We start from the raw sequence: 24,214 nt of genomic DNA, 5'->3' as shown, positions 1-24,214 counted from the left end.
GAGAGCACTGCAAACAACAGGCACCGCGACTACCTCAACCACCGCCGCAACCACGCGACGACCTCAATGGTCGCGATCGCGTCCGAAGGCAGGTTCAAGCGAAGCGAGAACCTGATCGCGCAGCGAGCCGCAAGGCGAGACGAAGCGATGCCAGCGATCGCCCGCTTTTTACGACGATGGAGGGCCGCCAGGCCCGAAGGAGGAGAAAAAAGCAATCAAGTAAGAGCCGGTTCGCGTTCCTTCACCGGCAGCGACATCACTTCGTCGTCCGTCGCCGTCGCAAGCGCGTCGTTCTCCGCCTGGAGCCGTACGAGCTCGGCCTCCAGGTCACGTACGCGCTGCTGAAGGCGCCGCATCTCCGCGACCATCCGGGGGTCGGGACCGCCGACGTGGCCGAGTAGAGCCTTCGCCATGACTAAGGGTCCTCCACGCTGAGTAACCAGCAGGGATCGCGCACGGGAAACTGCTCAAGTCGGTGCGCGTACCGTCTAGAGTCGCACCGGCCGCTGCGCCGGTCAAGGCGCACATCACAGGCCAGTAACAACCTTCCTCTACTAGTTTAGCAGGTACAAACCGGTACTCCCTACCCGGTCACCGTTCGTGGAACCCGGCGGCCTCGCCGCGCGGCGCGCTCCAGCGGTCGGTGACGCCGGTGACGGCGCCGGGACGTCCCGGAACGCCGCCGGGCACGTCGCCGTCCAGCAGCTCCAGGAGCCGGCGGCAGCCGCGGCGCGGGCCCTCGGCGACGACCTCGACGCGGCCGTCGCGGAGGTTGGTGGCGCTGCCGGCGAGGCCCAGTTCGAGGGCCCGCGACCGCACCCACCAGCGGAACCCGACACCCTGGACGCGCCCGCGCACCCAGGCCGTGAGCCGGACGATCTCGTCGTCGTTCTCGTCGCCGTTCATCGCTCCCCCCTCGGCGCCGCTAGTACCGTGCCCGCCTCGGGCGCGGTTGGCACACCGGGCAGCTGTAGGACGAGCGGTTCATGAACTCGTCGCGGCGGATCGCGGTGCCGCAGCGGCGGCAGGGCTCGTCCCGCCGGCCGTAGGCGTCCAGGGACCGCTCGAAGTAGCCGCTCTCGCCGTTGACGTTCACGTAGAGGCTGTCGAAGGACGTCCCGCCGACCGCCAGAGCGGCCCCCATGACCTCTCGTGCGGCCTCCAGGACGCGCGCGGCCTCGGCCCGGGTCATCGTGTCGGTCGGCCGCGCCCAGTGCAGCCTGGCGCGCCACAGCGCCTCGTCGGCGTAGATGTTGCCGACCCCGCTGATGAGGGACTGGTCGAGCAGGGCCCGCTTGATCCCGGTCTTGCGGCGGCGCAGGGCGCGGTAGAAGGCCTCCGCGTCGAAGGCGTCCTCAAGCGGGTCGGCCGCGATGTGCACGATCGGCTCGGGGACGAGCGTCCGCGCGTCGAAGGCGTCGGGGACGAGGTCGGCGACCATGAGGTGCCCGAACGTCCGCTGGTCGACGAAGCGGAGGTCGTGGCCCTTGTCGTCGAACTCGACGCGGATCCGCAGGTGCTTCTCGCGCTCGCGGTCGGGCTCGCCGACGAGCAGCTGGCCGCTCATGCCGAGGTGCGCGAGCACCGCCTCGCCGGGGTCGCCGCCCTCCTCGCCCTGGAGCGGGATCCACAGGTACTTGCCGCGGCGCCGCGGGGCCAGCATGGTGCGTCCGGCCAGGCGCCCGGCGAAGTCGGCGGGGCCCGCCGCGTGCCGGCGCACCGACCGCGGGTGCAGGACCTCGGCGGACGCGACGGTGCGGCCGGTCGTCCAGCTCTCGAGGCCGCGCCGGACGACCTCGACCTCGGGGAGCTCAGGCACCGGCCTGCGCCGCCTGCCCGGCCTCCCTGGCCGCGTCCGCGCCCTGCGCCGGCGGCCCGGCCTGCGCCCCCGCCTGTTTCACCGCCTCGGCCTGAGCCTCCGCCTCGCGCTGGACGACGATCTCCCGGATGGCGTTCCAGGCGGCCTCGGCGGCGTGCTGCTCGGCCTCCTTCTTGCTTCGGCCCTCGCCGGACCCGTAGGCCTGGCCGCCGACCCGTACGGAGGCGCGGAAGGTCTTCTGGTGGTCGGGGCCGCTCTCGGCGACGTGGTACTCGGGGACGCCGAGCTCCTCGACGGCGGTGAGCTCCTGCAGCGAGGTCTTCCAGTCCAGGCCGGCGCCGAGGCCGGCCGACCGCTGGATCAGCCCGTCGAAGAGCCGGTGCACCAGGGCGGACGCCTCTTCCAGGCCCCGGTCGAGGTAGACGGCGCCGATCAGCGCCTCCAGGGTGTCGGCGAGGATCGAGGCCTTGTCGCGGCCCCCGGTGCCCTCCTCGCCGCGGCCGAGCCGGATGTGGGCGCCGACGCCGAGGCCGCGGGCGACGCCGGCCAGGGCGCGCATGTTGACCACGGCGGCGCGCAGCTTGGCGAGCTGCCCCTCGGGCAGGTCGGGGTGGCCGCGGAACAGCGTGTCGGTGACGACGAGGCCCAGCACCGAGTCGCCGAGGAACTCCAGGCGCTCGTTGGTGGGCAGGCCGCCGTTCTCGTAGGCGTAGGAACGGTGGGTGAGGGCGCGTTCGAGCAGCTCGTCGCCCACCTCGACGCCGAGGGCGCCGGTCAGTTCCGCGCGGTCCGGCGCGGGTTCGTTCTTCTTAGCGCTCACAGGCCCTCCTCGCAGGCCGTGCACCGCGCAGCGCGCGGTCGCCTCTGCGGCGCGCGGCCGGTGGCCGGGACGGCGAGGACGCTCGGCGGGAGGGTCCGCGAAGACGAGGTGCGCGCCGGTCGGTTTGATCCCGGCGTGCACCACGGCTCCGGGCGCATGTCTCCGCGCCGGTCACCACGCCGACGTCGCGCGCCGGGTGGTCGGGGTGCTTGTCCTGCCGCACCGTGGGGGGCGGGCCGCTCGCGCGGATCCGCCCCCCATGATGCGAGAAGACTCAGGCCGACGGGGCGATGACCTGCCGCCGGTCGTAGGTTCCGCATGTCGCGCACGCGGTGTGCGGCAGCTTGTGGTCGCGGCACGTCGGGCACTCGACCAGGTTCGGCGCGGCGGTCTTCCACTGCGCGCGCCGGTGCCGCGTGTTGCTGCGCGACTTCTTCCGCTTCGGGACGGCCACGTCAGCCCTCCTGCTTTCCTTCTCGTCGGTCCGATGAAGCACGGGAGCCGGAGCTCCCGTTCCCCCGGTCGGGGGCGGCCGGCGCCATGTCGCCGGCCAGGTCCCGCAGCGCCGCCCACCGGGGGTCGGCGACGTCGTGGTGGTGGTCAGGCCCGACGTCCGCGAGCCGTGCACCGCAGTCCGGGCACAGGCCCGGGCAGTCGTCCCGGCACAGCGGGGACAGCGGCAGCGCGAGCACCACCGCGTCCCGCAGGACCGGTTCGAGGTCGATGATGTCGCCCTCGAGGCGGAGCTCGTCGTCGTCGGCGTTCCCGCCGGAGCGGGTGTCGTCGTAGACGAAGAGCTCCTGGAAGTCCGCCTCGAAGGTCGAGGCGATCGGATCGAGGCAGCGGGAGCACTCCCCCTTCAGGGGGACCGTCGCCGTGCCGGTGACGAGCACCCCCTCCAGGACCGCTTCGAGCCGGAGGTCCAGCTCGATCGCGGCGCCCTCGGGGACGCCCACCATCTCGACGCCGAAATTCTCCGGTGCCGGCACGGACAGGTGCTCCTCCCGCGACGACCCGGGTTGCCTGCCCAGAGCTCGGGTGTCGAGCTTGAGAGGGGCGCTGGGGTCGTGGCGTGTCAGCGGATTCCTGCTTTCGTGAGGCATGGTGAACGGCGGCCGCCTGTGATGGCCGATGTCCCAGGGTACCGAACACGGGCCGCTGACCCAACTCGCGGCCCCGGCCACCAGGGCCGGGCCCGCCGCCGGACGGTCAGCCCTCGTGCTGGAGCCGCTGCACCAGCCGGTCGTGGACGCTGTCGGGGACGAGGCCGGACACGTCCCCGCCGAACCGCACGACCTCCTTCATCAGGCTGGACGACAGGAAGGCGTACTCGGGGTTCGTCGCCATGAACAGCGTCTCCACCCCGGCGATCCGGTGGTTCATCTGGGCCATCTGCAACTCGTACTCGTAGTCGCTGACGGCCCGCAGACCCCGGACGATGACCGGGATGTCCTGCTCCTTGCAGTAGTCGACGGTGAGCCCGTAGAAGGTGTCGACCGTGACGTTGCCGTACTCCCGGGTGACCTCGGAGATCATGTCGGCGCGCTCGTCCACGGTGAACAGGCTCTTCTTGTTCTTGTTGATCAGCACGGCGACGACCACCTCGTCGTAGAGGCGGGAGGCGCGGCTGATGATGTCGAGATGCCCGTTGGTGACGGGGTCGAACGATCCCGGACAGACGACACGGCGCACGGCGCGAACCCCTTCGGTCCCGGTTTCTGACCTGCGGCGTGAACGTACCAAATCGCATTCGGCAGGGTTTCCACCGGGCTCGCCGGGGCCGTCCTCAGCCGCCCAGGGCGTCCAGGATCCCGGCGGCGATCGGGCCGGACTCGATGCCGTACCCGGACGCCTCCGTCATCACCGCGACCGCGTACCTGGGGTCTCTGCGCGGGCCGAACCCGATGAACCAGCGGTCGTTGTAGGAGGCGCCCTCGACGTCGGCGGTGCCGGTCTTGCCGCCGAGGACGGAGGTCCCCCGCAGGGACTTGCCGGTGCCCCGCTCGACGACGGCCTCCATCATGTCCCGCATCTGCTCGGCCTGGTCGCCGGTGAGCGCGCGGGACATCCGCTGGGGCGAGATCTTGTCGACCGTCGAGCCGTCCGGGGCGCGGAGCCTGTCCACCAGGCGGGGACGCATGACCTCCCCGTCGTTGAGGACCGCGGCGGCGACCATGGCCATCTGCAGCGGCGAGGCGACCGTGCTGCCCTGCCCGATGGAGCCGAGCGCGCTGAGCGAGGGCTGGTCGGTCTTGGGGAACGAACTGGGGGCGCTCTTCAGGCCGTCCGCGAACTCGATCCGCTCCCCGAACCCGAACCTGCCCGCCTGCGCGTTGACGGCGTCGTTCCCGGGCTTCTGTGCGCCCATGTAGGCGAACGTCGTGTTGCAGGACTGCGCGTACGCCTCGATCAGGGGGATCCGGGCGAGGTCGCAGGATCCGCCGATGTCACCCGCGTCGTTGTTGATCGCCTGCCCGGCGCCCGGCGGGCGGTAGCTGCGTCCGGCCTTGACCCGCGTGTCCTCGCTCGTCCCGGCCCTCAGCGCCGCCGCGGCGACGACGGTCTTGAACGTGGAGCCGGGCGGGAACAGCTCGTACGCGGCCTTGTTGAGCAGCGGCTTGCGCGGCTGGTCGCCGAGGCGGGCGAACGCCTTCGCGGCCTTGTCCCGGTCGAGGGTCGACACCTCGTTCGGGTCGTAGGACGGCGTGGACGCCATCACCAGCACCGCGCCGGTGCGCGCGTCCAGGACGACCGCGGCCCCTCGGCGGGCGCCGCTGCCCTTCAGCGCCTCGTAGGCGGCGCGCTGCGCGTCGGGGTCGACGGTGGCCTCCACCGTGCCGCCGGGGACGTGCTTGCCGATCAGCTTGTCGACGAGGTTGGAGGTGGCGAGGCGGGCGTCGGTCCCGTCCAGGAAGTGGTTCTCCGCCTCCTCCAGGCCGGTCTGGGAGAACACGGAGAAGTACCCGGTGATCGGCGCGAACGCGGCGCCGTCCTTGTAGCGGCGCTGGAAGCGGTCGCCGCCGACCTGCTCGGACCAGGCGAGCCGTTCGCCGCGCGCGACGACGGGGCCCCGGTCGATCTTGAAGCGGTCCTCGAACTGGCGGGCGTTGAGCGAGTCGTCCCGCAGCTCCTGCGCCTGGAAGCCCTGGACGTAGGTGACGTTCACCAGGAGCGCGAGGATCAGGAGCAGGCTGAGCACCCAGGTGCGCGCCACCGCGCGGTCGATCCCGGGCTTCATGCGGATCCCTCTACCCGAATACCGCTGCCCGATGCGGCCTCAAAGCGCGACCGCGCGGCCGTACCAGAACACCGCCTCGCCGTAGCGCCGCTCCCGCTCGGCCTCGTAGCCGCCGGGCCACTCCAGCGCCGGGCCGCGGGCGGCGCGCTCCACGACGACGAGCGCGTCCGGGGACGTCCACCCGTTGTCACGCAGATCCTCGAGCATGGCGGTGACGGACGCGTCCGCCAGCGCGTACGGCGGGTCGGCGAAGACCAGGTCGTAGGGCTCGTCCGGCTTCTTCCGGACGACCCGCTCCACCTTGTCCGCGCAGGGGACGGCGCCGGGCAGCCCGAGAGACTCGGCGTTCTGCCGGATCACCTTCATCGCGCGCGGATGCGACTCGACCAGCAGCGCATGGGCGGCGCCCCGGGACAGTGCTTCGAGCCCGACCGCGCCCGAGCCCGCGTACAGGTCGGCGACGCGCAGCCCGTCGAGCGGGCCGAGCAGGGCCAGCACCGTGGAGAAGAGCCCCTCCCTGGCGCGGTCGCTGGTCGGCCTGGTGTCCCGTCCCGCCGGGACGGCCAGCCGCCGCCCTCCCGCGATGCCCGCGATGACCCTGCTCACCGTCCCAGTATCGGGGGCGGCCCCCGCTGCTCGCGCCTCGCCCGGTTCACCCCCGGACGATTCCCAAGAATGTTGCACAATCCAACTACCGACCGCTTGTGAACCTCTACCCAAATGACACGAACGCGGTTCACAGCGACTACTTCACGTGCAAACGTGCTCGCAGGTTGTGCAACCCAGTGACCCAGGAGCACCAGTGCATCACGGTAGGAGACTGGCGGTGACGGCCGGTGCGACGGTGCTCGGCATCGCCGCGATGAGCGGCGTCTCGCACGCCGAGACCTCCCAGCCCCTCGCCCGGCTCGCGCCCCACCCGCAGACCGCCGGGCCGAAGACTCCGAAGAGCCCGACGACCCTCAAGAAGGCCCGTAAGGCGCCGAGGGCCGGCAAGGCCGAGCCCGCCGTCGAGCTCCGGCTCGGCGCCACGCTGAAGTACGACGAGCGCACCAGGACCGCCAGCGCGGGCCTCGACGTCGGCGCGGGCGTCGGCACCCCCAAGGCCGGCGCGGGCGTCCGGCTCCGGACCGGCGCCTCCGCGTCGCTGGACGACGCCACGGTCAAGGCGGCCACCCGGCTCGACGCTCGCGCCGCGTCGCCCGCGGGCGGCACCGCCCTCTCGCTCAAGACGGGAGCCGCGGTCTCGGGAGGCAACCGGCTCCTCAGCGCCCGCACCGAACTGGGCGCGTCGGTGACCCCCGCGGGAGGAACGCCCGTCTCGGCCAACGTGTCCGCGGGCGTCTGCGTGGGCGGAGGCTGCGAGGCTCCCACACCGCCCACGCCGCCGACTCCCCCGACGCCTCCGACCCCGCCGACTCCCCCGCCCCCGCCGCCCGGCGAGCCGACGCCTCCGAGCCCCTCCCCAGAGCCTCCGTCGCTGCCTTCCTCGCCGCTGCTGCCGCAGATCCCGTCCGCTCCGGGAATGGGCCCCGGCAACCCGACGGCCGCCGCCGGGTTCACGCCGCCCAAGGGGCTTCCCTTCACCGGCACCGAGGCGCTGCCGCTCGTGGCGCTCGGCCTGACCGCCATCGCCGCGGGAAGCGCCGCCGTCGCGGCGACCCGCAGACGCCACGCCCGCGAGTCCTGAGCCGCTCACCGAAGGGGCGCCTCCATGCGGAGGCGCCCCTTTCGCCGTTCAGAGGCCCGCCGTTCAGAGTCCTTCGGACCGCCCGACCTTCCAGCCGCTCCCAGCCCGCTCCAGCAGGAGTCGGCGAACGGCGACCGCATCACCGTCGGTGCACCCGCCCTTGCACTCGCCGACCAGAACCAGCGCCGTCATCTCGTTCCGTGTCCCGCCCCCGCGCAGGCCGACCTCCAGCGGCGTCCCACGCGCGACCGACGGGTCGCGGGAGACGGCGTCGAACGCGGCCCGCGCCTCCTTGCCGGGCCAGGACGCGCCCGACGTGTCGGCGCGCGGAGAGCCCGCCTTCAGCGAGTACAGGCTGTCGAGCAGCCACCCGCTCCCCTGCCTCACCATGGTCGCGCGCATCGGGTCCTGGAGCCGGGACGGATCGGCGTTCTCGGCGCGGACCGTCCGCTTGACGTACGACAGCACGGTGACCTTCCCGGACGCGGCGGACACGACGGCGGCGTCGACGACGTCCGCCGTCACCGAGCCCTTCTTGGCCGTGAGCTCGTCGCGGTATTTGCGCGTCGCGAGCTGCCGGTCGTAGTCGGCGCCGTACCGGGGCGTGGAGACCCGGTGCGCCGCGGCCACGTTCTGTTCGAACCGGGCGTGGTCGAAGCCGAGCACCGCCTCGATCGCCTGGGCGGCCGGCCCCACGGCCTCGGCCGCCGCGGGAGGCGGGGCCGCCGAGCCGGTGCCCGCCTCCGCGTGGTCGGTGTCGGAGCCGTCCGCCAGCAGCACCCACGCCGTCCCGCCCGCGGCGAGCGCGATCAGCGGCGCCGCGACGGCCGCGGCGATCCCGAGCCCGCGGCGCCGCCGGGGGCGGACCGGCTCGGGCGGGCGCGTCCCGCCCGAACCGGTGCCGATCGGCCGCTCGGGGCCCGCCACGGTCACCGGCACGCGCGCGTCCCCGGCGAAATGGGCGCCGGTGCTGAGCGCCCCCTCGTCCTGCGGAACGGACTGCCCGCCGAGCAGGTCCAGGAGCACCTGCTCCGCCTCGGGACGCCTCGCCGGGTCCTTGGCCAGGCACGCCGCGACGACGCCGCGCAGCGACTCCGGCAGCGGCGACAGGTCGGGCTCGTAGTTCAGGATCCGGTGGAACACCGCGGAGATCGTGTCGTTGCCGAACGGGTGCCGCCCCGTCGCCGCGAACAGCATCGTCGCCGCCCAGGTGAACATGTCCACGCCGGTGCCGAGCTCGGTGTCGGTGACCTGCTCGGGCGCCATGTAGGACGGCGTCCCGACGACGCCGCTCCCCTTAGCCGACGCCGCGCCGACGACCCGCGCGATGCCGAAGTCGATGACGCGCGGCCCGTCCGGCCCCATCAGCACGTTGGACGGCTTGAAGTCGCGGTGCAGGATCCCCGCGCGGTGGATCGCCGCGAGCGCCGTCACGGTGCCGATCGCCAGCCGGTCGAGGTCGGTACCGGTGCGCGGCCCCCGCTCGTTCACGAGCCCGCTGAGCGACGGCCCCGGCACGTACTCGCTGACCACGTAAGGCAGGTCGCCGGAGATGTCGGCGTCCAGCACCTGCGCCGTGCAGAACCCCGCGACCCGCCCGATCATCCGCATCTCGCGCTCGAACCGCGCCCGCCACTCGGGACTGCGGCTGAGCTGGTCGCGCAGCAGCTTCACCGCCGCCTGCCCGCCGTCCTCGCGCCGCCCGAGATAGACGACGCTCTGCCCGCCCTCCCCCAACCGCCCAACAAGCTCATAACGCCCAAGCCAAGCAGGATCCCCAGGCAGCAGTTCCATTGCCTTTCTCTCCTCCTTCGGGCCTGGCGGCCCTGCTGTGCCTATCGCAGTGCCCTCCTCCTTCGGGCCTGAGGGGCCCTCCATCGTCGGACACTGCGGCGATCGCTGGCATCGCTCCGTCTCGCCTGACGGCTCGCTGCGCGATCAGGTTCTCGCTTCGCTCGAACCCGCCTTCGGACGCGATCGCGACCATTCAGGTCGTTGGAGGTTGGACCAGGGGCTGAGGCCTGCACGGAGAGGATTCGGATGAACACGGATGTCTAAGCATGGTAGGCGGGCAGCGAGCCTCGCGCCACGACCTCACCGGCGGCCCGGAGGACCGGCGGTGTGAGCTCACCCCCAAGCACCACCGCGGCAGGAACCGTCTACTGCGACGACCTCAGCCACCACAGCACCACGCGACAACCTGGGGCCCGCGATCGCGTCCGAAGGCAGATTCGAGCGAAGCGAGAATCTGATCGCGCAGCGAGCCGCAAGGCGAGACGGAGCGATGCCAGCGATCGCCCGCGTTTCTCGACGATGGAGGGCCGCCAGGCCCGAAGGAGGAGAGAAATGCAATCGATCACGTCTTCTCCAGGAAGTCTGCGCGCTCCTCGTCGAGCAGGGACGCGAGGACGGTGGCCAGGCCGGAGTGGCTCGACAGGTCCGGATCGGCCTCGACGAGCGCGGTCGCCTCCTCGCGGGCGTCGCGGATCACGTCCTCGTCCCGCTGGAGCGTGAGCAGCCGCAGGCTGGACGCGCGCCCCGCCTGCGCGGCGCCGAGCACGTCGCCCTCGCGGCGCTGCTCCAGGTCGAGCCGGGACAGCTTGAACCCGTCGGTGGTGGAGGCGACGGCGTCCAGCCGTTCGCGAGCCTTGCCGCCCGGCGCGGCGTCGGTGACGAGCAGGCAGAGGCCGTGCAGCGAGCCGCGGCCGACGCGCCCGCGCAGCTGGTGGAGCTGGGAGACGCCGAACCGGTCCGCGTCCATGATCACCATGACGGTGGCGTTGGGCACGTCCACGCCGACCTCGATGACCGTGGTGGCGAGCAGGACGTCCAGCTCCCGCGCGGTGAAGCGGCGCATGACCGCGTCCTTCTCGTCCGGGTGCAGCTTGCCGTGCAGGACGCCGATGCGCAGCCCGGAGAGCAGCTCCTCCAGCTTCGGCAGCACCTCCATGATCCCGAGCGGGGACCGGCGGTCGCCCTCCTCGGCGACGACGGCGTCGCCCTCGTCGCCCTCCTGCTCGCCGATCCGCGGGCAGACGATGTAGACCTGCCTGCCGTTCGCCGCCTCCTCCTTGATCCGCTCCCAGGTGCGGGCGAGGAACGCCGGCTTCTCGGGCGGGACGACGTGCGTCTGGATCTGCGACCGCCCCGCCGGGAGCTGCCCGAGCACCGAGGTCTCCAGGTCGCCGAAGACGGTCATCGCCACCGTGCGCGGGATCGGCGTCGCCGTCATGACCAGGACGTGCGGGCGGCCGCCGTCGACCTTCTCGCGCAGGGCGTCGCGCTGCTCGACGCCGAACCTGTGCTGCTCGTCGACCACGACGAGCCCGAGGTCGGCGAACTGGACGGTCTCCTGCAGCAGCGCATGGGTGCCGACGACGATCCCCGCCGCGCCGGACGCCGCGTCCAGCAGCGCCTCCTTGCGGGCCTTCGCCCCCTGCGATCCGGTCAGCAGCGCGACCCGGGTGGCGTGCTCGGCCCCGCCGATCTGCCCCGCCTGCGCCAGATCGCCGAGCATCCCGGTGATCGACCGGTAGTGCTGCTGAGCCAGCACCTCCGTCGGCGCCAGCAGCGCCGCCTGCCCTCCCCCGTCCACCACCTGCAACATCGCCCGCAACGCGACCACCGTGTTGTGGGTGGGGGTCCAGCCATCGGAGACGTAGAGGCGCCCGGGGTGGGCGACGGAGATGCACTGGACGTCCTTGCGGCCCGCGTACTCGATGGCGCGGATACCTTTGCGCCGACGTTCGTACTTCGTGCGGGGCCGGAGCCTTTCGGCCTTGCGGGGCAGCCTGAAAGGCGGGTAGGCGTTCGGCAACGCGACGCTGGTCATCCAGTACCGCTTGCCCGCCTTATGGACCTCCCGGCACCGTGCGTAGCCGCCCAGTGAGCGCGTCAGCCATGCGGTTGCTTCGGCCAAGTGCTTCGACGCGGAGAGCAGGCTGACGTCCCTGCCCTCGGCCCGCAGCGTCCCATCGGTGTCGAGCAGACCTTGCAGCAGGGCGTGCCGCTGCTTGATCGGAGCGTTCAGATACGCGGCGGGGACGAACTTGTCCCAAGCCCCCTTCCCGTAGACGCCGAGGTCGCGGAGCGCAGCGATCAACGGGTTCCCGGCCCCGCGACGCTCGCCGAGGATCGACCAGTCGAGCGGGCGGTCCTGCCTGCGGCGCAGCCTGCACCCGTCCGGGACGAGCAAGGCGACCGCGTCGATGACCTCTTGGTCGCGGGTCGAGATCTCCACCCGCCCGTACTTCATGAATCCGTCGCCGAGCAGGAGCCCCAAGAGGTACGCGTCGACCGGACGGTCCGCGGGCGTGTCCAACTCGGGCGCTTCGACCAGGGGGACGTACCACTTGCTGCCCCCGGACCTGCGCAGGAGGTCCTCCCGCAGTTCCTTCGTCGTCAACACCTTGAGCGGGCTTCCCCGGTGCCATCCTGTATCCGTCTTCACGGCCCAGAGGTGCTCGTCGTCGCATTCCACCGACGTGCCATCGGACATGACCAGCCGGTAGACGTCACGCTCTCCCTGCGGGAACACCCCGGTCACCACGGTGACCTCGCCGCCGGGCGTGATCACCTCGTCTCCCGGCGCCAGGTCCCCCATCCGCCGGAAGCCGCTCGGCGTCAGCACCTCGGAGTCTAGCGGCTGGGCCTTGCCCGCTCCGACGTCGCCTTGGAGGAGGCGGTGCATGGGGTGGCTCTTCGCCAGGTCGGCGGCTATCTCGTCGCCTACCTGGCGTTGGCCCTTGGTGAGTTCGAAGGGCAGGCGCGCGTCGAACTCCGCCTGGATGCCGCCGAAGGACGGAGGGCGGGGCTTGGCGGGGAGGGCCGCGGCGGCGACGCGGCGCTGGGCGAGGGCGATCTGGACGACGAAGGCCTCGTCCCACTTGAGGCGCGCCTTGGCACGGCCCAGCTCGTCCCAGGTGCGGGGGCGGTGGATGCCCTCGTACGCCTCGCGCAGGCCGATCAGGCGGCGGCGGCGCAGGAGCGCCTCGGGCACGGGGTCGTCGGGGAGGTCGAGCTGGGCCAGGACGGTCTCGACGGAGGTGCTGATCGCCTCGATGGGCAGCGACTTGGTGGACGGGTAGATCGGGATGATCTCGTCCGCCCACTCCTGCGCGGCCTCCTCGGCGCCCTTCTCGTGGACGACCTTGTACTGCGGATGGGTCAGCTGCCGGACGGTCTTGCCGCTGCGGGGCACGTAGGTGCTGATCTTCCCGGCGAACAGGCCGCGGGTGCCCGGCGACAGCTCCTTCTCGGGCCGGTAGGAGCCCTTGCGGCCGAAGAAGCTGAGCTTGAGCAGGCCGGTGCCGTCGGTGACGGTGATCTCCAGGACGTAGCCGGGGCTGCGGGTGAGGGTGCGGCCCTGCACCTTCACGACCTCCGCCATGACCGTGACGTGCTCGCCGTCCTGCAGGCCGCTGAGCTGCGTCAGCTCGCCGCGGTGGGCGTAGCGGCGCGGGTAGTGGTGCAGGAGGTCGCCGACCGTGTGCAGGTCGAGGCCCTTCTTCAGCGCGTTGGCCGTCTTGTCGCCGAGGACCTTGCGCAACGGCTCGTCGAGGTTAGCCACGGGTCTTTTCTAGCCGATGGGGGCGACGGGATTCACTCGACGCCGATGAGCAGGGGGTAGCGTTCCTGGTCGCCGGCGTACACGCCGACCTCCACGTCGGGGTGCCGCACGCGCAGCAGGTCCTCCAGTTCCGCGGCGAGGCCGGGCGGGGCGTGCCGGCCGGCGATCAGCGTCACCAGTTCGCCGCCGCCCGACAGCATCCGGTCGAGGACGTCGCGGGCCACCGCGGCGAGCTCCGCGCCGATCATCGCGACGTCGCCCTCGATCAGGCCGAGGACGTCGCCCGGCTGGCAGAGGCCCGCGCTCGTCACCGCCTCCTGCGCGGCGACCTCCAGATGGCCGAAGCGGGTCGCGCCGGCGGCGCGGGTCATCTCGATCACGTCCTCGTCGAAGCGGCGCAGCGGGTCGTGCACGGCGAGCGCCGCCATCCCCTGGACGGACGCCTTGGTCGGGACCACCGCGATGCGCGCCCCGCCGTCCCGCGCGCGCTCCGCGGCGGCCTCGGCGAGGGCGAGGACCTCGGGTTCGTTCGGCAGGACGGCCACCTCGTCGCCGGCGGCGAGGACGGCCTCGGCCAGCACCGCGAGCGGCGGGACGGCGCCGGGCTCGCGCCGCACGACCCGCGCCCCGCACTCCTCGAACAGCGCGGCCAGCCCGTCGGCGGCGGTGACGGCGATCACCGCGCGGCCGGTGTGCGGCGCGTGCGGGCCCTCGGCGGCGTGCAGGTAGGTGACGCGGATCCGGTGCGGGCGTCCCGCGGCCATGCCCGCCTCGATGGCGGCTCCGGCGTCGTCCACGTGGACGTGGACGTTCCACAGCCCGTCGCCGCCGACCACGACGAGGGAGTCGCCGAGGCCGTCGAGGCGTTCGCGCAGGGTGTGGACGGCGCCGTCGGGCGCGTCCAGCAGGTACATCACCTCGTAGCCGGAGCCCTGAGGCGCCGGGGGCTCTCCGGCGGGCGGGGGCGTCCCGGCGGTGCGGGCCGGGATCTCGTACCGCTCGGGGTACTCGTCGGTGACCACGGCGACGAGGGCGTCGAGCACCACGCACAGCCCGGCCGCGCCGGCGTCCACGACGCCGCTGCGGGCCAGCACGTCCAGTTGGCCGGTGGTGCGGCCCAGCGCCTGCCGGGCGCCCGTGGCCGCGGCCCTCGCGGTCTCGGGGAGCCCGGCGCCGGAAACCGTCGCGGAGGCCGCGGCGGCCTCGGCGAGGACGCTGAGGATCGTGCCCTCGACGGGATGCTCGACGGCCCCCCGGGCCAGGACGGACGCGTGGTCGAGGGCGGCGGCGAAGGACGCGCCGTCCGGCGCCTCCAGCGGGCCGAGGACGTCGGCGAGCCCCCGGAACACCTGGCTCAGGATCACGCCGGAGTTGCCGCGCGCGCCGAGCAGCGCCCCCTGCGCCAGGGTCCGCCACGGGTCCGCGCCGGCCGGCGGCTCGTCGAGGGCGTCGGCCGCCGCGATGACGGTCAGGTGCAGGTTGGTGCCGGTGTCCCCGTCCGGGACGGGGAAGACGTTGAGCGCGTCGATCTCGGCTCTCGTCCGCCCGAGCGCCTCCGCCGCGAGCCTGCACCACCGCCGCACCGCCGCGCCGTCGAGGACCGCCGCATCGTCCAGGGCCACCGTGCTCCCTTCCGCGCCGCCGTGTCCCGGCGCCGCCGATTCGCTAACCCGACTGGCAGTCGGCTAGTCTGGTCCACGCGCCACTTCCGTGGCGCTCATCAGTGAGCGCCCATGATGCCCGGCCCGCCCGCGGCGGCACCGGGGTGGCGCTCCGATCAGAGCATCGACACCACTTGGAGTTTCCCGTGGCTTCCGTCTGCGACGTCTGCGGCAAGGGACCCGGTTTCGGCATGCGCGTCTCCCACTCGCACCGCCGCACCCCGCGCCGCTGGAACCCCAACATCCAGCGCGTGCGCGCCGTCGTGAACGGCAGCACCAAGCGGATCAACGCCTGCACGTCCTGCATCAAGGCCGGCAAGGTCGTCAAGCCGACGGTCTGAGCCTTCCCGGGGCGGCCCATCGGTTCGTCCCGCTTCACGGCTTCGGTCGGCTCATCGGAATCTTCCGGTGAGCCGACTTTTGCGTTCCCTTCCAGTGCCACCCCGCGTGCTGCCGAAGAGCACTCAGTGGCGGTTCCGCCAGGCGTGGTCGACGGGCCCGATGCCCGCGCCCAGGGGGAAGCCCGCCGCGATCGCGCCCGTCACGTACTCCTTCGCCTTCGCCACCGCCGCCGGGACGTCGTCGCCGAGCGCCAGGTACGAGGCGATGGCGGACGCGAGCGTGCAGCCGGTTCCGTGGGTGTGCCGGTTGTCGTGCCTCGGGGCGGTGAAGCGGTGCTCCCGCTCCCCGTCGAACAGCAGGTCGGCGGGTTCGCCGGGCAGATGGCCGCCCTTGATCAGCACCCATGCGGGGCCGAGCGCCTTGACCGCCTCGGCCGCCTCGCGCAGCCCCGACTCGTCCACGACCTTGACGCCGGTGAGCTGCTCCACCTCGTACAGGTTCGGCGTGACGACGGTCGCCGTCGGCAGCAGCACCGAGCGGACGGCGTCCACCGCGTCCGGCGCGAGCAGCGAGTCGCCGTGCTTGGAGACGCCGACCGGGTCGACGACGGCCGGGGCGTCGGACGCGGCGAGGGCCTCGGCGACGATCTCCACCAGTCCGGTGGAGGCGAGCATGCCGGTCTTGATCGCGTGGACGCCGATGTCGGACAGCACCGAGTCGAGCTGGGCGCGCACGGCCTCGGGCGGCAGTTCCCAGTAGCCCTGGACGCCGAGGGAGTTCTGCGCGGTGACGGCGGCGATGACGCTCATCCCGTGGACGCCGAGCGCGAGCATGGTCTTCAGGTCGGCCTGGATGCCGGCGCCGCCGCCGGAGTCCGAGCCCGCGATGGTGAGCACGAGGGGCGGGGCGAGGGCGGAGCGCGTCATACCGCCCACTTTATGGCGATCTGCCGGGAGCGGCGAGCTCAGACCAGCGTGCAGGGGAGCTTGTTGAGGATGCAGCTGGTCGGCTTGGCCGGGGTCCCCTTGGCGGTGAACACGATCCGCACCGTGCCGCCGGGCGCGATGCCGGTGCGGCCGCGGACGAAGCCGACCGTGCCGGTCCGCACGACGGTGGCGCCGCTGACGGCGGTGACCGACGCGTTCGGAATCTTGAAGGCGAGCGCCCACCTGCCGACCGGGACCTGGCTCTTGTTGGCGATGGTGGCGGTGGCCTTGAACCCTCCGGGCGTCCGGGAGGCGACGCGGAACCCGATGACGAGGCCGTCGGGGCGGCCGGCGCCGCGGCTGGCGCGCTCGCCGGGGCCGCGCTGGGAGACCTGGTTGTCGCGCGGGTCGGTCTGGCTGGTCTTCGGGGTGCCGCCCGCGAAGTTGAGGGAGATCTGCTGGGTGCTCAGCGCATAGGAGACGATCCCGACGGCGATGACCAGCGCGACGATGGGGAGCAGCGGGAGCGGGAGCACCGAGACGAGCTTCGTCCAGCCCTGCTTGCCGGAGGAGTCGGACGGATCCTCGGGTTCCAGCGGGTCGGACGTGTTCCCGAATTCGGGAGGCGGCGTTTCGCGCGGCAGTTCGGGGAACGCCGCCGTGGGAGCGCCCGGGTAGTCGCCGGGGTAGTCCCCGGGAAGCGGGTCGAACCGGTACGGGTCCGAGGGCGGGTCGTGCTGGCGTTCGGCGACGGGCGGCGGACCCGACCTCACCCGGTCGTGCGGCGACACGTACACCCGGTCGTCGGTCGGCCCGGAGAAGATGTCGTAAGAGGGGTCGACCGGGGCCCCGTAGTACGGCCCTCGCGACGCTTCGGCGCCCGGTACGGGGTCGTCGTCCGGTTGCTCAAGCCTGGAGTGTCGTCCCATCCCATCCCTCTTCGATCACAGGATGTATACCAAACCCGCACCAAGCATGCCTACCGGATGCGTCAACGCACACGGCTGTACGCGCTGCGTACGCGGGGCGTTCAGCCTGGGAAATGGTCCCACGCGCCGGCGGGCGGTTCGCCTCCGTCCACCCGCACGCCGGCCCCTTCGGCGACGGTCCCGATCCGTGTCCAGGATGGGGGCAGGACGGCGCCCGCCGGGTAGGTTCCGGCGAACGCGTGGTCCTCGCCGCCGGTGAGCGCGTAGTTCGCCCCGTTCGGTCCGAGGATCTTCGAGACGGGCACGGACGCGGAGTCGACGTCGATCCGGACGCCGCTCGCCTCGGCGATGTGCCCGAGGTCCTGGACGAGCCCGTCGCTCACGTCGAGCAGGGCGGTGGCGCCGTGCGTCCGCGCCTCCTCCCCGGCGGTGTAGGGAGGCTCGGGGCGGCGGTGCGCCGCGATCAACTCCTCGGGCCCGTCCAGGCCGGCGTCCAGGAGCGCGAGGCCGGCGGCGGCGAAGCCGAGCCTGCCCCGGACGGCCACGACGTCGCCCGGTCGCGCACCGGACCGGGTGAGCGGCGCGGCGCCGCCGAGATCGCCGAGCGCGGTGACCGCGAGGGTGACCTGCGGCGCGGCGACGACGTCGCCTCCCGCGACGGACGCCCCCGCGGCGCGGCACTCGTCGGCGAGCCCGTCGTAGAGCCGCTCGGCCCAGTCGGCGTCGGTATCGGCCGGGGCCGCGAAACCGACGAGCAGCGCCGTGGGACGCGCGCCCATCGCGACGACGTCGGCGAGGTTCTGGGCGGCGGCCTTGCGCCCGATGTCGTAAGGGCGGGACCAGTCGCGGCGGAAGTGCCGTCCTTCCACGAGGAGGTCGGTGGTGGCGACGACGCGGCCGTCCGGCGCGGCGATCACCGCGGCGTCGTCGCCGGGGCCGAGCCGGACCGCCGGCCCCTGCGGCAGCCGCCGGGTCAACCGGCCGATCAGGCCGAACTCGCCCAGCTCGCCGATCGTCCCCATCCGCGCCGTTCCCCCGTTTTCCCGCGTTTCTCCCGGTTCCCACCGGGCACGCCGTACCCCGACCGCCCGTGGCGGCGCGTAACACGATACGGTGAACCGTCCGACGGTTGATTCTCCGCTTGGGGAGGACGTGATGGTGCAGGCCTACATCCTCATCCAGACCGAAGTCGGTAAGGCAGCCGAGGTGGCGAGCCACATCTCCGGCATAACGGGTGTCACTCGGGCGGAGGACGTCACCGGACCCTACGACGTGATCGTCCGAGCGGAGGCGCGGAATGTGGACGAGCTGGGCAAGCTCGTCGTCGCGCAGATCCAGGCGGTCGAGGGCATCACGCGAACCCTCACCTGCCCGATCGTCCACATCTGAGCGCCCCACGGCAGCAGCCGTGCGGGTCGCGGTCGTACTCGGCGGGCTGGCGCTGCTCGCGGGGGCGTGCGGGGACGGGGCGGTGCAGGTTCCGGTGCCGAGCCCGGACGCGGCGATCCAGCGGCTGTGCCAGGGGCTGCGGCTGCCCGAGAAGGTGCACGGGCAGAAGCGCCGCGACACCTCCCCGGACTCGCCGCTGACCGCCGCCTGGGGTTCCCCCGCGATCGCGCTGCGCTGCGGGGTCCCGCGGCCTCCCACGCTGCGCCCGACGTCCGAGCTGGTGACCATCAACGGGATCGACTGGTTCGGGCAGCCCGCCGGCCGCCCGGTGACCTTCACCGCGGTGGGGCGCCAGGCCTACGTCGAGGTGACCGTGCCCCCGAAGTACAACCCGGCCGGGGACGTGCTGATCGAGCTGGGCCCCGCGATCAAGGCGACGATCCCCGCGAAGCCCGAGGGCCAGATCTGATCGACCGTCCCCGCTGACGGGCTCACGGTTCCTCCAGCGGCGCTTCGGGCTGGACCTCGACGAGCCGGAGGTGAGCGCCGCGCGGGGCCGCGACGATCGCGGCGACGGCGGCGGCGACGTCGGACGGGCGCAGGAAGTACGGGTGGCGGGCGTGGCCCCACTTCACCCAGTCCTCCAGGACGGCGCCGGTCGTGTCCGGGTCCCAGCTCATGCCCATGCCGGTCGCGGTCGGTCCGGGCCGGACGATGGACGCCCGGACGCCCGTCCCCTCAAGCTCCATCTGCATCGTCCGGGCCATGCCCTCCACGCCGTTCTTGGCCGCGACATAGGCGCCCGTCCAGGAGCGCGGGGCGGGGACGGTGTCGGAGGAGACGAACACGATGTCGCCGCGTCTCCGAGCCACCATCTGCGGGACGAAATGCGAGACGAGCCGGTGCGCGCCGACGAGGTGGACCTGCACCTGCGCGAGGAACTCGGCGGTGTCGAGTTCGTGGAGGCGTCCAGCGGACAGGTCGCCCGCGCTGGAGACGACGATCTCGATGGGGCCGAGCGCGTCGGCGGCCGCCGCGGCGAACGCCTTGACCGAGTCGGAGTCGGCGACGTCCAGCGGGTGCGCGAACGCCTCTCCCCCGCCGGCCCGGACCGTCGCGGCCAGTTCCTCGCACTTGTCGACGCGCCGGGCGCCGAGCGCGACCGGGTGCCCGGCCATCGCCAGCGCCGTCGCGGTCGCCGCGCCGATCCCCGACGAGGCGCCGGCGACCACGGCCGCGCGCCGTTCGGGATGGGGCTCGAACCTGGGCATCAGCGCACCTCCACACGTACGGGCAGTGCCGCGAAACCGCGGACGTTCACCGAGTGCACTCGCTCGGCGTTCGCGTGGTCGACCTCGTAGGAGCCGACGCGGCGGACGAACTCGGTCAGCGCGATGCGCGCCTCCAGCCGCGCCAGGTTCGCGCCGAGGCAGAAGTGCCGGCCGCCGCCGAAGCTGACGAGCTGCGAGGTGTCGCGGTCGAGGTCGTAGGTCTCGGCGTCGGCGAACACGCGCGGGTCGCGGTTGGCCGACCCGATGAGCAGGAGCATGCGGTCGCCCTCGCGGACCCGCCGTCCGTGCAGCTCGACGTCCCGCATGGCCTTCCTGGCGAGCATCTGGCTGGAGGTGTCGTAGCGGAGCGTCTCCTCGATCCAGTCGTCCACGCGGGCCGGGTCGCGGAGCGGCTTGGCGGCCTGGTCCGGGTTGCGCGCCCCCCAGTACAGGGCGTTGGCGAGCAGCTTGGTGGTCGTCTCGTTCCCGGCGACCACCATCAGGAACAGGAACGCGATGACCTCTTCGTCGGTCAGCCGGTCGCCGTCGATCTCGGCGTCCAGCAGCGCGGAGGTCAGGTCGCCGGTCGGCTTGCGACGCCGTTCGGCGACCATGTCCTGGTAGTAGCCGACGAGGGTGAGCGCGGCGTCCATCCCGGCGGGCGGGACGTCGTTCAGGCCCTCCTCCCGGTGGACGACCGTGTCCGCGAGCCGGCGCACCTCGGCCCGGTCGGCCTCGGGGACGCCCATCATCTCCGAGATGACGTCCATGGGCAGCAGGCCCGCGAAGTCGGCGACGAAGTCGAACTCGCCCTTCTCCAGGGCCGGTTCCATATGGCGCCTGGTCAGGTCGAGGATGCCGTCCTCCAGCTCCTTCACCCGCCGGGGTGTGAAGCCCTTCGACACGAGGGCGCGCATGCGGGTGTGGCGCGGCGGGTCGAGCGCGAGGAACGACATCGTCCGGTGCGCGTGCGGGCCCCAGGCGCTCGGCTCCACCGAGACGCCGTGGGAGTTGGAGAACGTCGCGTGGTCGCGGAAGGCCGCGGACACGTCGGCGTGCCGGGACAGCGCCCAGAAGCCGATCTCGTCGTTGCGGTACAGGGGCGCCTCCTCGCGGAGGCGCGCGTAGAGGGGGTAGGGGTCCTCGTGGACGGCGTAGTCGAACGGGCTGTAGGAGACCTGCGCGGCAGGGTCCACGGCCGTCACCTCACTCGGGGATCTCGGGGAGGATGAGCTCCGCCATCTCGGCGAGCCGGTCGGCCATGCGGGCGTAGGACGTGTATCCCATGCCCGCGTACACGAGCGCGCCGGTGTAAGCCAGCTCCAGCGCGCCGAGGATCTTGGGGTCGTCGTGCTCGCGCAGCGCCGCGCGGAGCCGTTCGCGGATCGCGTAGCCGATCCGCATCCGCAGTTCGCGGACGTCGGGGTCGGTGCCGAGCAGCGCGGTGGTGCACGCCGCCGCGAGGTCCGGTTCGTCCGACACCAGCAGCGCGATCTCGCGGAGCGTCCCCACGACCCGCTCGCGCAGCGTCCCGTCCGCCTCCACCGGGGCCAGGGCGCTGAGCCGCCGCCAGAACACCTCCGTGATCAGGTGGTTCTTGGAGGCGAAGTAGGTGTAGGCGGTCGCGGGCGCCACGCCCGCGCGGCGGGCCACGTTGCGGACGGTCAGGCCCTCGTAGCCGGTCTCACCGACCTCCACCACGGCGGCGTCGGTCAGCCGCCGCACCGTGTCGGCCTGCCGCTCGGTGAGGCGGCGCCGGGTGGACTCGGTCATGGGCTCGAATTTTCCGGACACGTGTCCAGACATTAGTTCAGAAGAGTGCGGCGCGCAACGTCCGGGCGTCCCGGACGGCGCGCGGCACCGGGTGAGGCGGGTGGGATTCGAACCCACTCAGTCAGCGACACTTGGGTTACAGCCAAGCCCGACTCTCCGAACGTCGGCGCCGCCCCTCGCGCGGGCCGCCCGGCCCGCGCCCGTACCTCCGGAGGGATTCGAACCCCCAGCGCACAGCACCTCATGCTGCCGTCTCTGCCGTTGGACTACGGAGGCATGCGTGCGGCTCCCGGGATTCGAACCCGGAACGTCCACTTCCTGAGAGTGGCCTCTCTGCCTGTTGGAGTAGAGCCGCGCGTGACTCGCAAGGGCGGGCGTCGCTCGCGGCGGCTCGGCCGGGGCCTCTAGGAGACGGGATACCGGCCGGGGCGGGCGTGCGACGCCGAGGGCAGTCGAAGTCGATACTGCTCCAGAGCCATGGCCGGTCCTCCTCTCGAACGTCTCGCGTCACCGTCTTCGACGGGCTGACGTCGTCCACGGTGCCATCGCCCGCGCGACGGCGGCAACGGGTTTTTCGGCTCAGCCGTCGTCCGGCAGGGCCGCGCCGAACGCGACCAGCGCCCAGAACGCGACCATGATCCAGCCGAGCGCGATCCCCGTCACCGCGAGTCCGAGCCCGCGCTCGCCGGAGCGCCGGAGCCGCACCCAGGCCATGTGCCCGGCGATGATCGCGGGGATGGACGGCAGCCCGCACGTGATCAGCCCCACCGCGCCCATGGACACCGCGTAGATCGCGAGGCTGTTCATGGGCGGCTTGCCGTGCGGATGGTGCGCGGCCGGGTACTGGTGGGGCGCCTGCGTCGGCTGGCCCTGGTACCCGGTCTGCTGCTGGTACCCGGCCTGCCGCTGGTAGCCGGACGGCTGCTGGTAGACGGCCTGCCGGGCGTCGATCGCGTCGGCGTAGCGGCTCCAGCTCTCCGCCTCGGCGGTCCGTCCCTGCCCGCTGAGCAGGACGGCGAGGTTGCGCATCGCGGCCGGGTCGCCGGCCTGCGCGGCCTGCCGGTACTGCCCCTCGACGAGCGCCGCCGCCTCCCCCGCGGCGAGCGGCGGGACGACCTCCGACGCCTGCGTCCCCGGCGCCTGCGTCCGCGAGTGGGACGGCGCGTCGGCGCGGTGCCGGCCCGGCGCCTGCGTGTGCGGTTGCGACGGCGCCTCCGTACGGTGCCGGCCCGCAGCCTGCGTGTGCGGTTGCGACGGCGCCTCCGTACGGTGCCGGCCCGGCGCCTGGGTGTGCTGCGAGGACGGCGCGGACTGCCGGACGCCGCTGGAGATCAGGCCGTCCAGCAGCGACTGGGCGGACGGCCGCAACGCGGGGTCCTTGGCCAGCGCCGCCTGGACGGCCTTGAGCAGCGTGCCGGCGAGCCCGCTCAGATCGGGTTCGCCGCTGATGATCTGGTGGATGACGGCCGGCAGCGAGTCGCCGCCGAAGCACGGTCCGCCGCGCGCCGCGAAGGCCACGGTCGCGCCCCAGGCGAACACGTCGGACGCCGGGGTCGCGCCGCGCCCGTCCAGCTGCTCGGGGGCCATGAACGCGGGCGTGCCGACGATGCCGCCGGTCGCGGTGAGGCGCGTCCCGTCCATGGAGCGGGCGATGCCGAAGTCGATGACGCGCGGCCCGAACGTGGACAGCAGCACGTTGGCGGGCTTCAGGTCGCGGTGCACCACGCCCGCGTCGTGGATGGCGGTCAGCGCGGTCGCGATGCCGACCGCGACGGCCTCCAGGTCGGCGCCGCGCAGCGGCCCCTCCTTCGCCACGGCGGCGTCCAGGCTCGGGCCGTTGACGAACTCGGTCACCAGGTAGGGCGGGTCCGCGGCGGGGTCGGCGTCCAGGACCGGCGCCGTGCAGAACGGGCGGACGCGCTTCGCCGCCGAGACCTCCGCCTCGAACCGCGCGCGGTACTGCCGGTCGGCCGCGTACTCCCGCCGGATCACCTTGAGGGCGACCTTGCGTCCGGACGCGTCCAGACCCGCGTACACCGTCCCCATGCCACCCTCGCCGAGACGGTCGACGACCCGGTAGGGGCCGATGCGCTCCGGCAGGGCGGCGTACGGCACGGGACAATCTCCTTGAGACGGCGAACGGCCGTACAAGCCTGGCACATCCCCACGGCTCACGCGGCCACACTCCGCGATCATCCAGGCGCGGCCTCAGCCGAGTTCGGCCCGCACCGTCCCGGCCACCACCCCGGCCGTCACCTCCAGCGGCCGGACGTCGTGCGCCGTCCGGCTGAGCACGAGCGCGCCCTCGAAGGCACTCAGCACGTAGGTGGCCAGATCCCTCGCGCGCTCCTCCGCGATCCCGGCGCCCGCCAGCCTCCGCGCGAGCGAGAGCTCCCATGACGCGAACACCTCCGCGCACGCGTGCCGCAGCGGCTCGCTCGTGCTGGCGACCTCCAGCGCCACGGTCGCGATCGGGCAGCCGTCGCCCCAGTCCGACTTCTGCAACGCCTCCGCGCTCAACCGGAACATGTCGAGGACCGACTGCCCCAGATCACGGTCGACCCTCTCGAAGACGAGGTCGAACAGGCGCAGGTACCGGTCGCCCGAATGCCGCACCGCCTCGGCCCCCAGCTGCTCCTTCCCACCGGGGAAGAAGTGGTAGAGCGACCCCCACGGCGCGCCGCCGGCAGCGGTGATCTGCTTGAGCCCCGTCCCCGAGTACCCCTGCTCGCGGAACAGCTGGGCACTGGCCTCCAACAGCCGGGTCCGTGTATCGCGCGTCATGCC

At 72.9% G+C, this 24,214-nt stretch carries 23 protein-coding genes, 3 tRNA genes and 2 pseudogenes; 4 read left to right on the top strand and 24 right to left on the bottom strand.

Annotated features, from left to right (window positions below):
• Nucleotides 1-215: 215 nt before the first annotated feature.
• From ABWI07_RS26790 to rsmD, 9 genes are all read right to left on the bottom strand, one after another.
• A complete protein-coding gene (locus ABWI07_RS26790; RefSeq protein ID WP_141577590.1) occupies nucleotides 216-413 on the bottom strand; it encodes a hypothetical protein in 198 nt (65 codons plus the stop codon).
• Between the two features lie 178 nt (nucleotides 414-591).
• A complete protein-coding gene (locus ABWI07_RS26785) occupies nucleotides 592-906 on the bottom strand; it encodes an acylphosphatase (RefSeq protein ID WP_149257813.1) in 315 nt (104 codons plus the stop codon).
• 19 nt (nucleotides 907-925) lie between these two features.
• Nucleotides 926-1,819 carry a bifunctional DNA-formamidopyrimidine glycosylase/DNA-(apurinic or apyrimidinic site) lyase gene (gene mutM / locus ABWI07_RS26780; RefSeq protein WP_149257814.1) on the bottom strand — a complete coding sequence of 298 codons (894 nt, stop codon included), beginning with the start codon at nucleotides 1,817-1,819 and terminating at the stop codon, nucleotides 926-928.
• Nucleotides 1,812-2,639: a ribonuclease III gene (gene rnc, locus ABWI07_RS26775; protein ID WP_235036608.1), complete on the bottom strand. Its 828-nt coding sequence runs from the start codon at nucleotides 2,637-2,639 to the stop codon at nucleotides 1,812-1,814. Before rnc ends, mutM begins: the two co-directional genes overlap by 8 nt.
• 274 nt (nucleotides 2,640-2,913) lie before the next feature.
• Entirely contained in the window at nucleotides 2,914-3,093 is a 180-nt protein-coding gene (gene rpmF, locus ABWI07_RS26770; RefSeq protein ID WP_149257815.1) for a 50S ribosomal protein L32, read from the bottom strand.
• A gap of 1 nt (nucleotide 3,094) precedes the next feature.
• A complete protein-coding gene (locus ABWI07_RS26765) occupies nucleotides 3,095-3,742 on the bottom strand; it encodes a YceD family protein (RefSeq protein WP_149257816.1) in 648 nt (215 codons plus the stop codon).
• 106 nt (nucleotides 3,743-3,848) lie between these two features.
• Nucleotides 3,849-4,331: a pantetheine-phosphate adenylyltransferase gene (coaD, locus tag ABWI07_RS26760; protein ID WP_149257817.1), complete on the bottom strand. Its 483-nt coding sequence runs from the start codon at nucleotides 4,329-4,331 to the stop codon at nucleotides 3,849-3,851.
• A 94-nt stretch (nucleotides 4,332-4,425) separates the two neighbouring features.
• Nucleotides 4,426-5,877 carry a peptidoglycan D,D-transpeptidase FtsI family protein gene (locus ABWI07_RS26755; protein ID WP_353820158.1) on the bottom strand — a complete coding sequence of 484 codons (1,452 nt, stop codon included), beginning with the start codon at nucleotides 5,875-5,877 and terminating at the stop codon, nucleotides 4,426-4,428.
• 39 nt (nucleotides 5,878-5,916) lie between these two features.
• Nucleotides 5,917-6,483 (bottom strand): 16S rRNA (guanine(966)-N(2))-methyltransferase RsmD, encoded by a 567-nt coding sequence (gene rsmD / locus ABWI07_RS26750; RefSeq protein ID WP_149257819.1) that lies wholly within the window; start codon nucleotides 6,481-6,483, stop codon nucleotides 5,917-5,919.
• A gap of 220 nt (nucleotides 6,484-6,703) precedes the next feature.
• Between rsmD and ABWI07_RS26745 the strand changes: the two genes are divergently transcribed.
• Nucleotides 6,704-7,567, top strand: coding sequence for a hypothetical protein (locus ABWI07_RS26745; RefSeq protein ID WP_353820157.1), 864 nt, complete (start codon nucleotides 6,704-6,706; stop codon nucleotides 7,565-7,567).
• A 63-nt stretch (nucleotides 7,568-7,630) separates the two neighbouring features.
• Here ABWI07_RS26745 and ABWI07_RS26740 read toward each other — a convergent pair whose 3' ends face one another.
• The 4 genes and pseudogenes from ABWI07_RS26740 to ABWI07_RS26725 form a co-directional block, all read right to left on the bottom strand.
• Nucleotides 7,631-9,361: a serine/threonine-protein kinase gene (locus ABWI07_RS26740; RefSeq protein ID WP_149257821.1), complete on the bottom strand. Its 1,731-nt coding sequence runs from the start codon at nucleotides 9,359-9,361 to the stop codon at nucleotides 7,631-7,633.
• Nucleotides 9,362-9,923: 562 nt separating this feature from the next.
• Nucleotides 9,924-11,195: pseudogene (locus ABWI07_RS26735) on the bottom strand (ATP-dependent DNA helicase RecG); the annotation flags it as partial.
• Nucleotides 11,196-11,462: 267 nt separating this feature from the next.
• Nucleotides 11,463-13,136 (bottom strand): annotated as a pseudogene (locus ABWI07_RS26730) (OB-fold nucleic acid binding domain-containing protein); the annotation flags it as partial.
• A 32-nt stretch (nucleotides 13,137-13,168) separates the two neighbouring features.
• Nucleotides 13,169-14,758, bottom strand: coding sequence for a DAK2 domain-containing protein (locus ABWI07_RS26725; RefSeq protein ID WP_235036610.1), 1,590 nt, complete (start codon nucleotides 14,756-14,758; stop codon nucleotides 13,169-13,171).
• Nucleotides 14,759-14,943: 185 nt separating this feature from the next.
• Here ABWI07_RS26725 and rpmB point away from each other — a divergent pair, with 185 nt between their 5' ends.
• A complete protein-coding gene (rpmB, locus tag ABWI07_RS26720) occupies nucleotides 14,944-15,138 on the top strand; it encodes a 50S ribosomal protein L28 (RefSeq protein ID WP_030164391.1) in 195 nt (64 codons plus the stop codon).
• A 123-nt stretch (nucleotides 15,139-15,261) separates the two neighbouring features.
• Here rpmB and thiD read toward each other — a convergent pair whose 3' ends face one another.
• The 3 genes from thiD to ABWI07_RS26705 form a co-directional block, all read right to left on the bottom strand.
• Nucleotides 15,262-16,065 carry a bifunctional hydroxymethylpyrimidine kinase/phosphomethylpyrimidine kinase gene (gene thiD, locus ABWI07_RS26715; protein WP_353820156.1) on the bottom strand — a complete coding sequence of 268 codons (804 nt, stop codon included), beginning with the start codon at nucleotides 16,063-16,065 and terminating at the stop codon, nucleotides 15,262-15,264.
• Between the two features lie 38 nt (nucleotides 16,066-16,103).
• Nucleotides 16,104-16,994 (bottom strand): cellulose binding domain-containing protein, encoded by an 891-nt coding sequence (locus ABWI07_RS26710; protein WP_353820155.1) that lies wholly within the window; start codon nucleotides 16,992-16,994, stop codon nucleotides 16,104-16,106.
• 101 nt (nucleotides 16,995-17,095) lie between these two features.
• Nucleotides 17,096-18,016: a thiamine-phosphate kinase gene (locus tag ABWI07_RS26705; protein ID WP_353820153.1), complete on the bottom strand. Its 921-nt coding sequence runs from the start codon at nucleotides 18,014-18,016 to the stop codon at nucleotides 17,096-17,098.
• Between the two features lie 133 nt (nucleotides 18,017-18,149).
• On the opposite strand from ABWI07_RS26705, the gene ABWI07_RS26700 reads away from it, so the two are divergent.
• On the top strand, nucleotides 18,150-18,383 hold the full coding sequence (locus ABWI07_RS26700) for an Lrp/AsnC family transcriptional regulator (protein ID WP_149257826.1): 234 nt from the start codon (nucleotides 18,150-18,152) through the stop codon (nucleotides 18,381-18,383).
• A 19-nt stretch (nucleotides 18,384-18,402) separates the two neighbouring features.
• A complete protein-coding gene (locus ABWI07_RS26695; protein ID WP_353820152.1) occupies nucleotides 18,403-18,852 on the top strand; it encodes a DUF3515 domain-containing protein in 450 nt (149 codons plus the stop codon).
• 22 nt (nucleotides 18,853-18,874) lie between these two features.
• On the opposite strand, the gene ABWI07_RS26690 is transcribed toward ABWI07_RS26695, so the two are convergent.
• The 8 genes from ABWI07_RS26690 to ABWI07_RS26655 all read right to left on the bottom strand — a co-directional run bounded on the left by ABWI07_RS26690 (nucleotide 18,875) and on the right by ABWI07_RS26655 (nucleotide 24,211).
• Entirely contained in the window at nucleotides 18,875-19,654 is a 780-nt protein-coding gene (locus ABWI07_RS26690; RefSeq protein WP_149257828.1) for an SDR family oxidoreductase, read from the bottom strand.
• Complete coding sequence (locus tag ABWI07_RS26685; RefSeq protein ID WP_200841698.1) at nucleotides 19,654-20,850, bottom strand: cytochrome P450; 1,197 nt, start codon at nucleotides 20,848-20,850, stop codon at nucleotides 19,654-19,656. The genes ABWI07_RS26690 and ABWI07_RS26685 overlap by 1 nt, the downstream gene beginning before the upstream one ends.
• A 10-nt stretch (nucleotides 20,851-20,860) precedes the next feature.
• Nucleotides 20,861-21,427 carry a TetR/AcrR family transcriptional regulator gene (locus ABWI07_RS26680; protein WP_200841699.1) on the bottom strand — a complete coding sequence of 189 codons (567 nt, stop codon included), beginning with the start codon at nucleotides 21,425-21,427 and terminating at the stop codon, nucleotides 20,861-20,863.
• Nucleotides 21,428-21,519: 92 nt separating this feature from the next.
• Nucleotides 21,520-21,603: transfer RNA gene (locus tag ABWI07_RS26675), tRNA-Tyr, on the bottom strand.
• A 27-nt stretch (nucleotides 21,604-21,630) separates the two neighbouring features.
• Nucleotides 21,631-21,703 (bottom strand) — tRNA-Leu (locus tag ABWI07_RS26670).
• Between the two features lie 5 nt (nucleotides 21,704-21,708).
• Nucleotides 21,709-21,782: transfer RNA gene (locus ABWI07_RS26665), tRNA-Leu, on the bottom strand.
• A gap of 224 nt (nucleotides 21,783-22,006) precedes the next feature.
• Complete coding sequence (locus ABWI07_RS26660) at nucleotides 22,007-23,542, bottom strand: protein kinase domain-containing protein (protein WP_353820151.1); 1,536 nt, start codon at nucleotides 23,540-23,542, stop codon at nucleotides 22,007-22,009.
• A 93-nt stretch (nucleotides 23,543-23,635) separates the two neighbouring features.
• The gene (locus ABWI07_RS26655) at nucleotides 23,636-24,211 is read right to left on the bottom strand and encodes a TetR/AcrR family transcriptional regulator (RefSeq protein ID WP_353820150.1); all 576 of its coding nucleotides are present in this window, start codon (nucleotides 24,209-24,211) and stop codon (nucleotides 23,636-23,638) included.
• Between the last annotated feature and the right edge of the window lie 3 nt (nucleotides 24,212-24,214).

The sequence above is a fragment of the Actinomadura sp. NPDC000600 genome (genome assembly GCF_040492135.1).
Classification (GTDB): domain Bacteria; phylum Actinomycetota; class Actinomycetes; order Streptosporangiales; family Streptosporangiaceae; genus Spirillospora.
The sequence above is the reverse complement of the archived record's forward strand: the minus strand, read 5'-3'. Positions and strand labels throughout refer to the sequence as shown.

Bases quoted from the DNA above. Each gene is read 5' to 3' on its own strand.
- ABWI07_RS26705 (WP_353820153.1), bottom strand. From the start codon at position 18,016: ATGGGGACGATCGGCGAGCTGGGCGAGTTCGGCCTGATCGGCCGGTTG.
- ABWI07_RS26700 (WP_149257826.1), top strand. From the start codon at position 18,150: ATGGTGCAGGCCTACATCCTCATCCAGACCGAAGTCGGTAAGGCAGCC.
- ABWI07_RS26740 (WP_149257821.1), bottom strand. From the start codon at position 9,361: ATGGAACTGCTGCCTGGGGATCCTGCTTGGCTTGGGCGTTATGAGCTT.
- ABWI07_RS26680 (WP_200841699.1), bottom strand. From the start codon at position 21,427: ATGACCGAGTCCACCCGGCGCCGCCTCACCGAGCGGCAGGCCGACACG.
- ABWI07_RS26765 (WP_149257816.1), bottom strand. From the start codon at position 3,742: ATGCCTCACGAAAGCAGGAATCCGCTGACACGCCACGACCCCAGCGCC.
- ABWI07_RS26790 (WP_141577590.1), bottom strand. From the start codon at position 413: ATGGCGAAGGCTCTACTCGGCCACGTCGGCGGTCCCGACCCCCGGATG.
- thiD (WP_353820156.1), bottom strand. From the start codon at position 16,065: ATGACGCGCTCCGCCCTCGCCCCGCCCCTCGTGCTCACCATCGCGGGC.
- ABWI07_RS26655 (WP_353820150.1), bottom strand. From the start codon at position 24,211: ATGACGCGCGATACACGGACCCGGCTGTTGGAGGCCAGTGCCCAGCTG.
- ABWI07_RS26710 (WP_353820155.1), bottom strand. From the start codon at position 16,994: ATGGGACGACACTCCAGGCTTGAGCAACCGGACGACGACCCCGTACCG.
- ABWI07_RS26785 (WP_149257813.1), bottom strand. From the start codon at position 906: ATGAACGGCGACGAGAACGACGACGAGATCGTCCGGCTCACGGCCTGG.
- ABWI07_RS26755 (WP_353820158.1), bottom strand. From the start codon at position 5,877: ATGAAGCCCGGGATCGACCGCGCGGTGGCGCGCACCTGGGTGCTCAGC.
- ABWI07_RS26690 (WP_149257828.1), bottom strand. From the start codon at position 19,654: ATGCCCAGGTTCGAGCCCCATCCCGAACGGCGCGCGGCCGTGGTCGCC.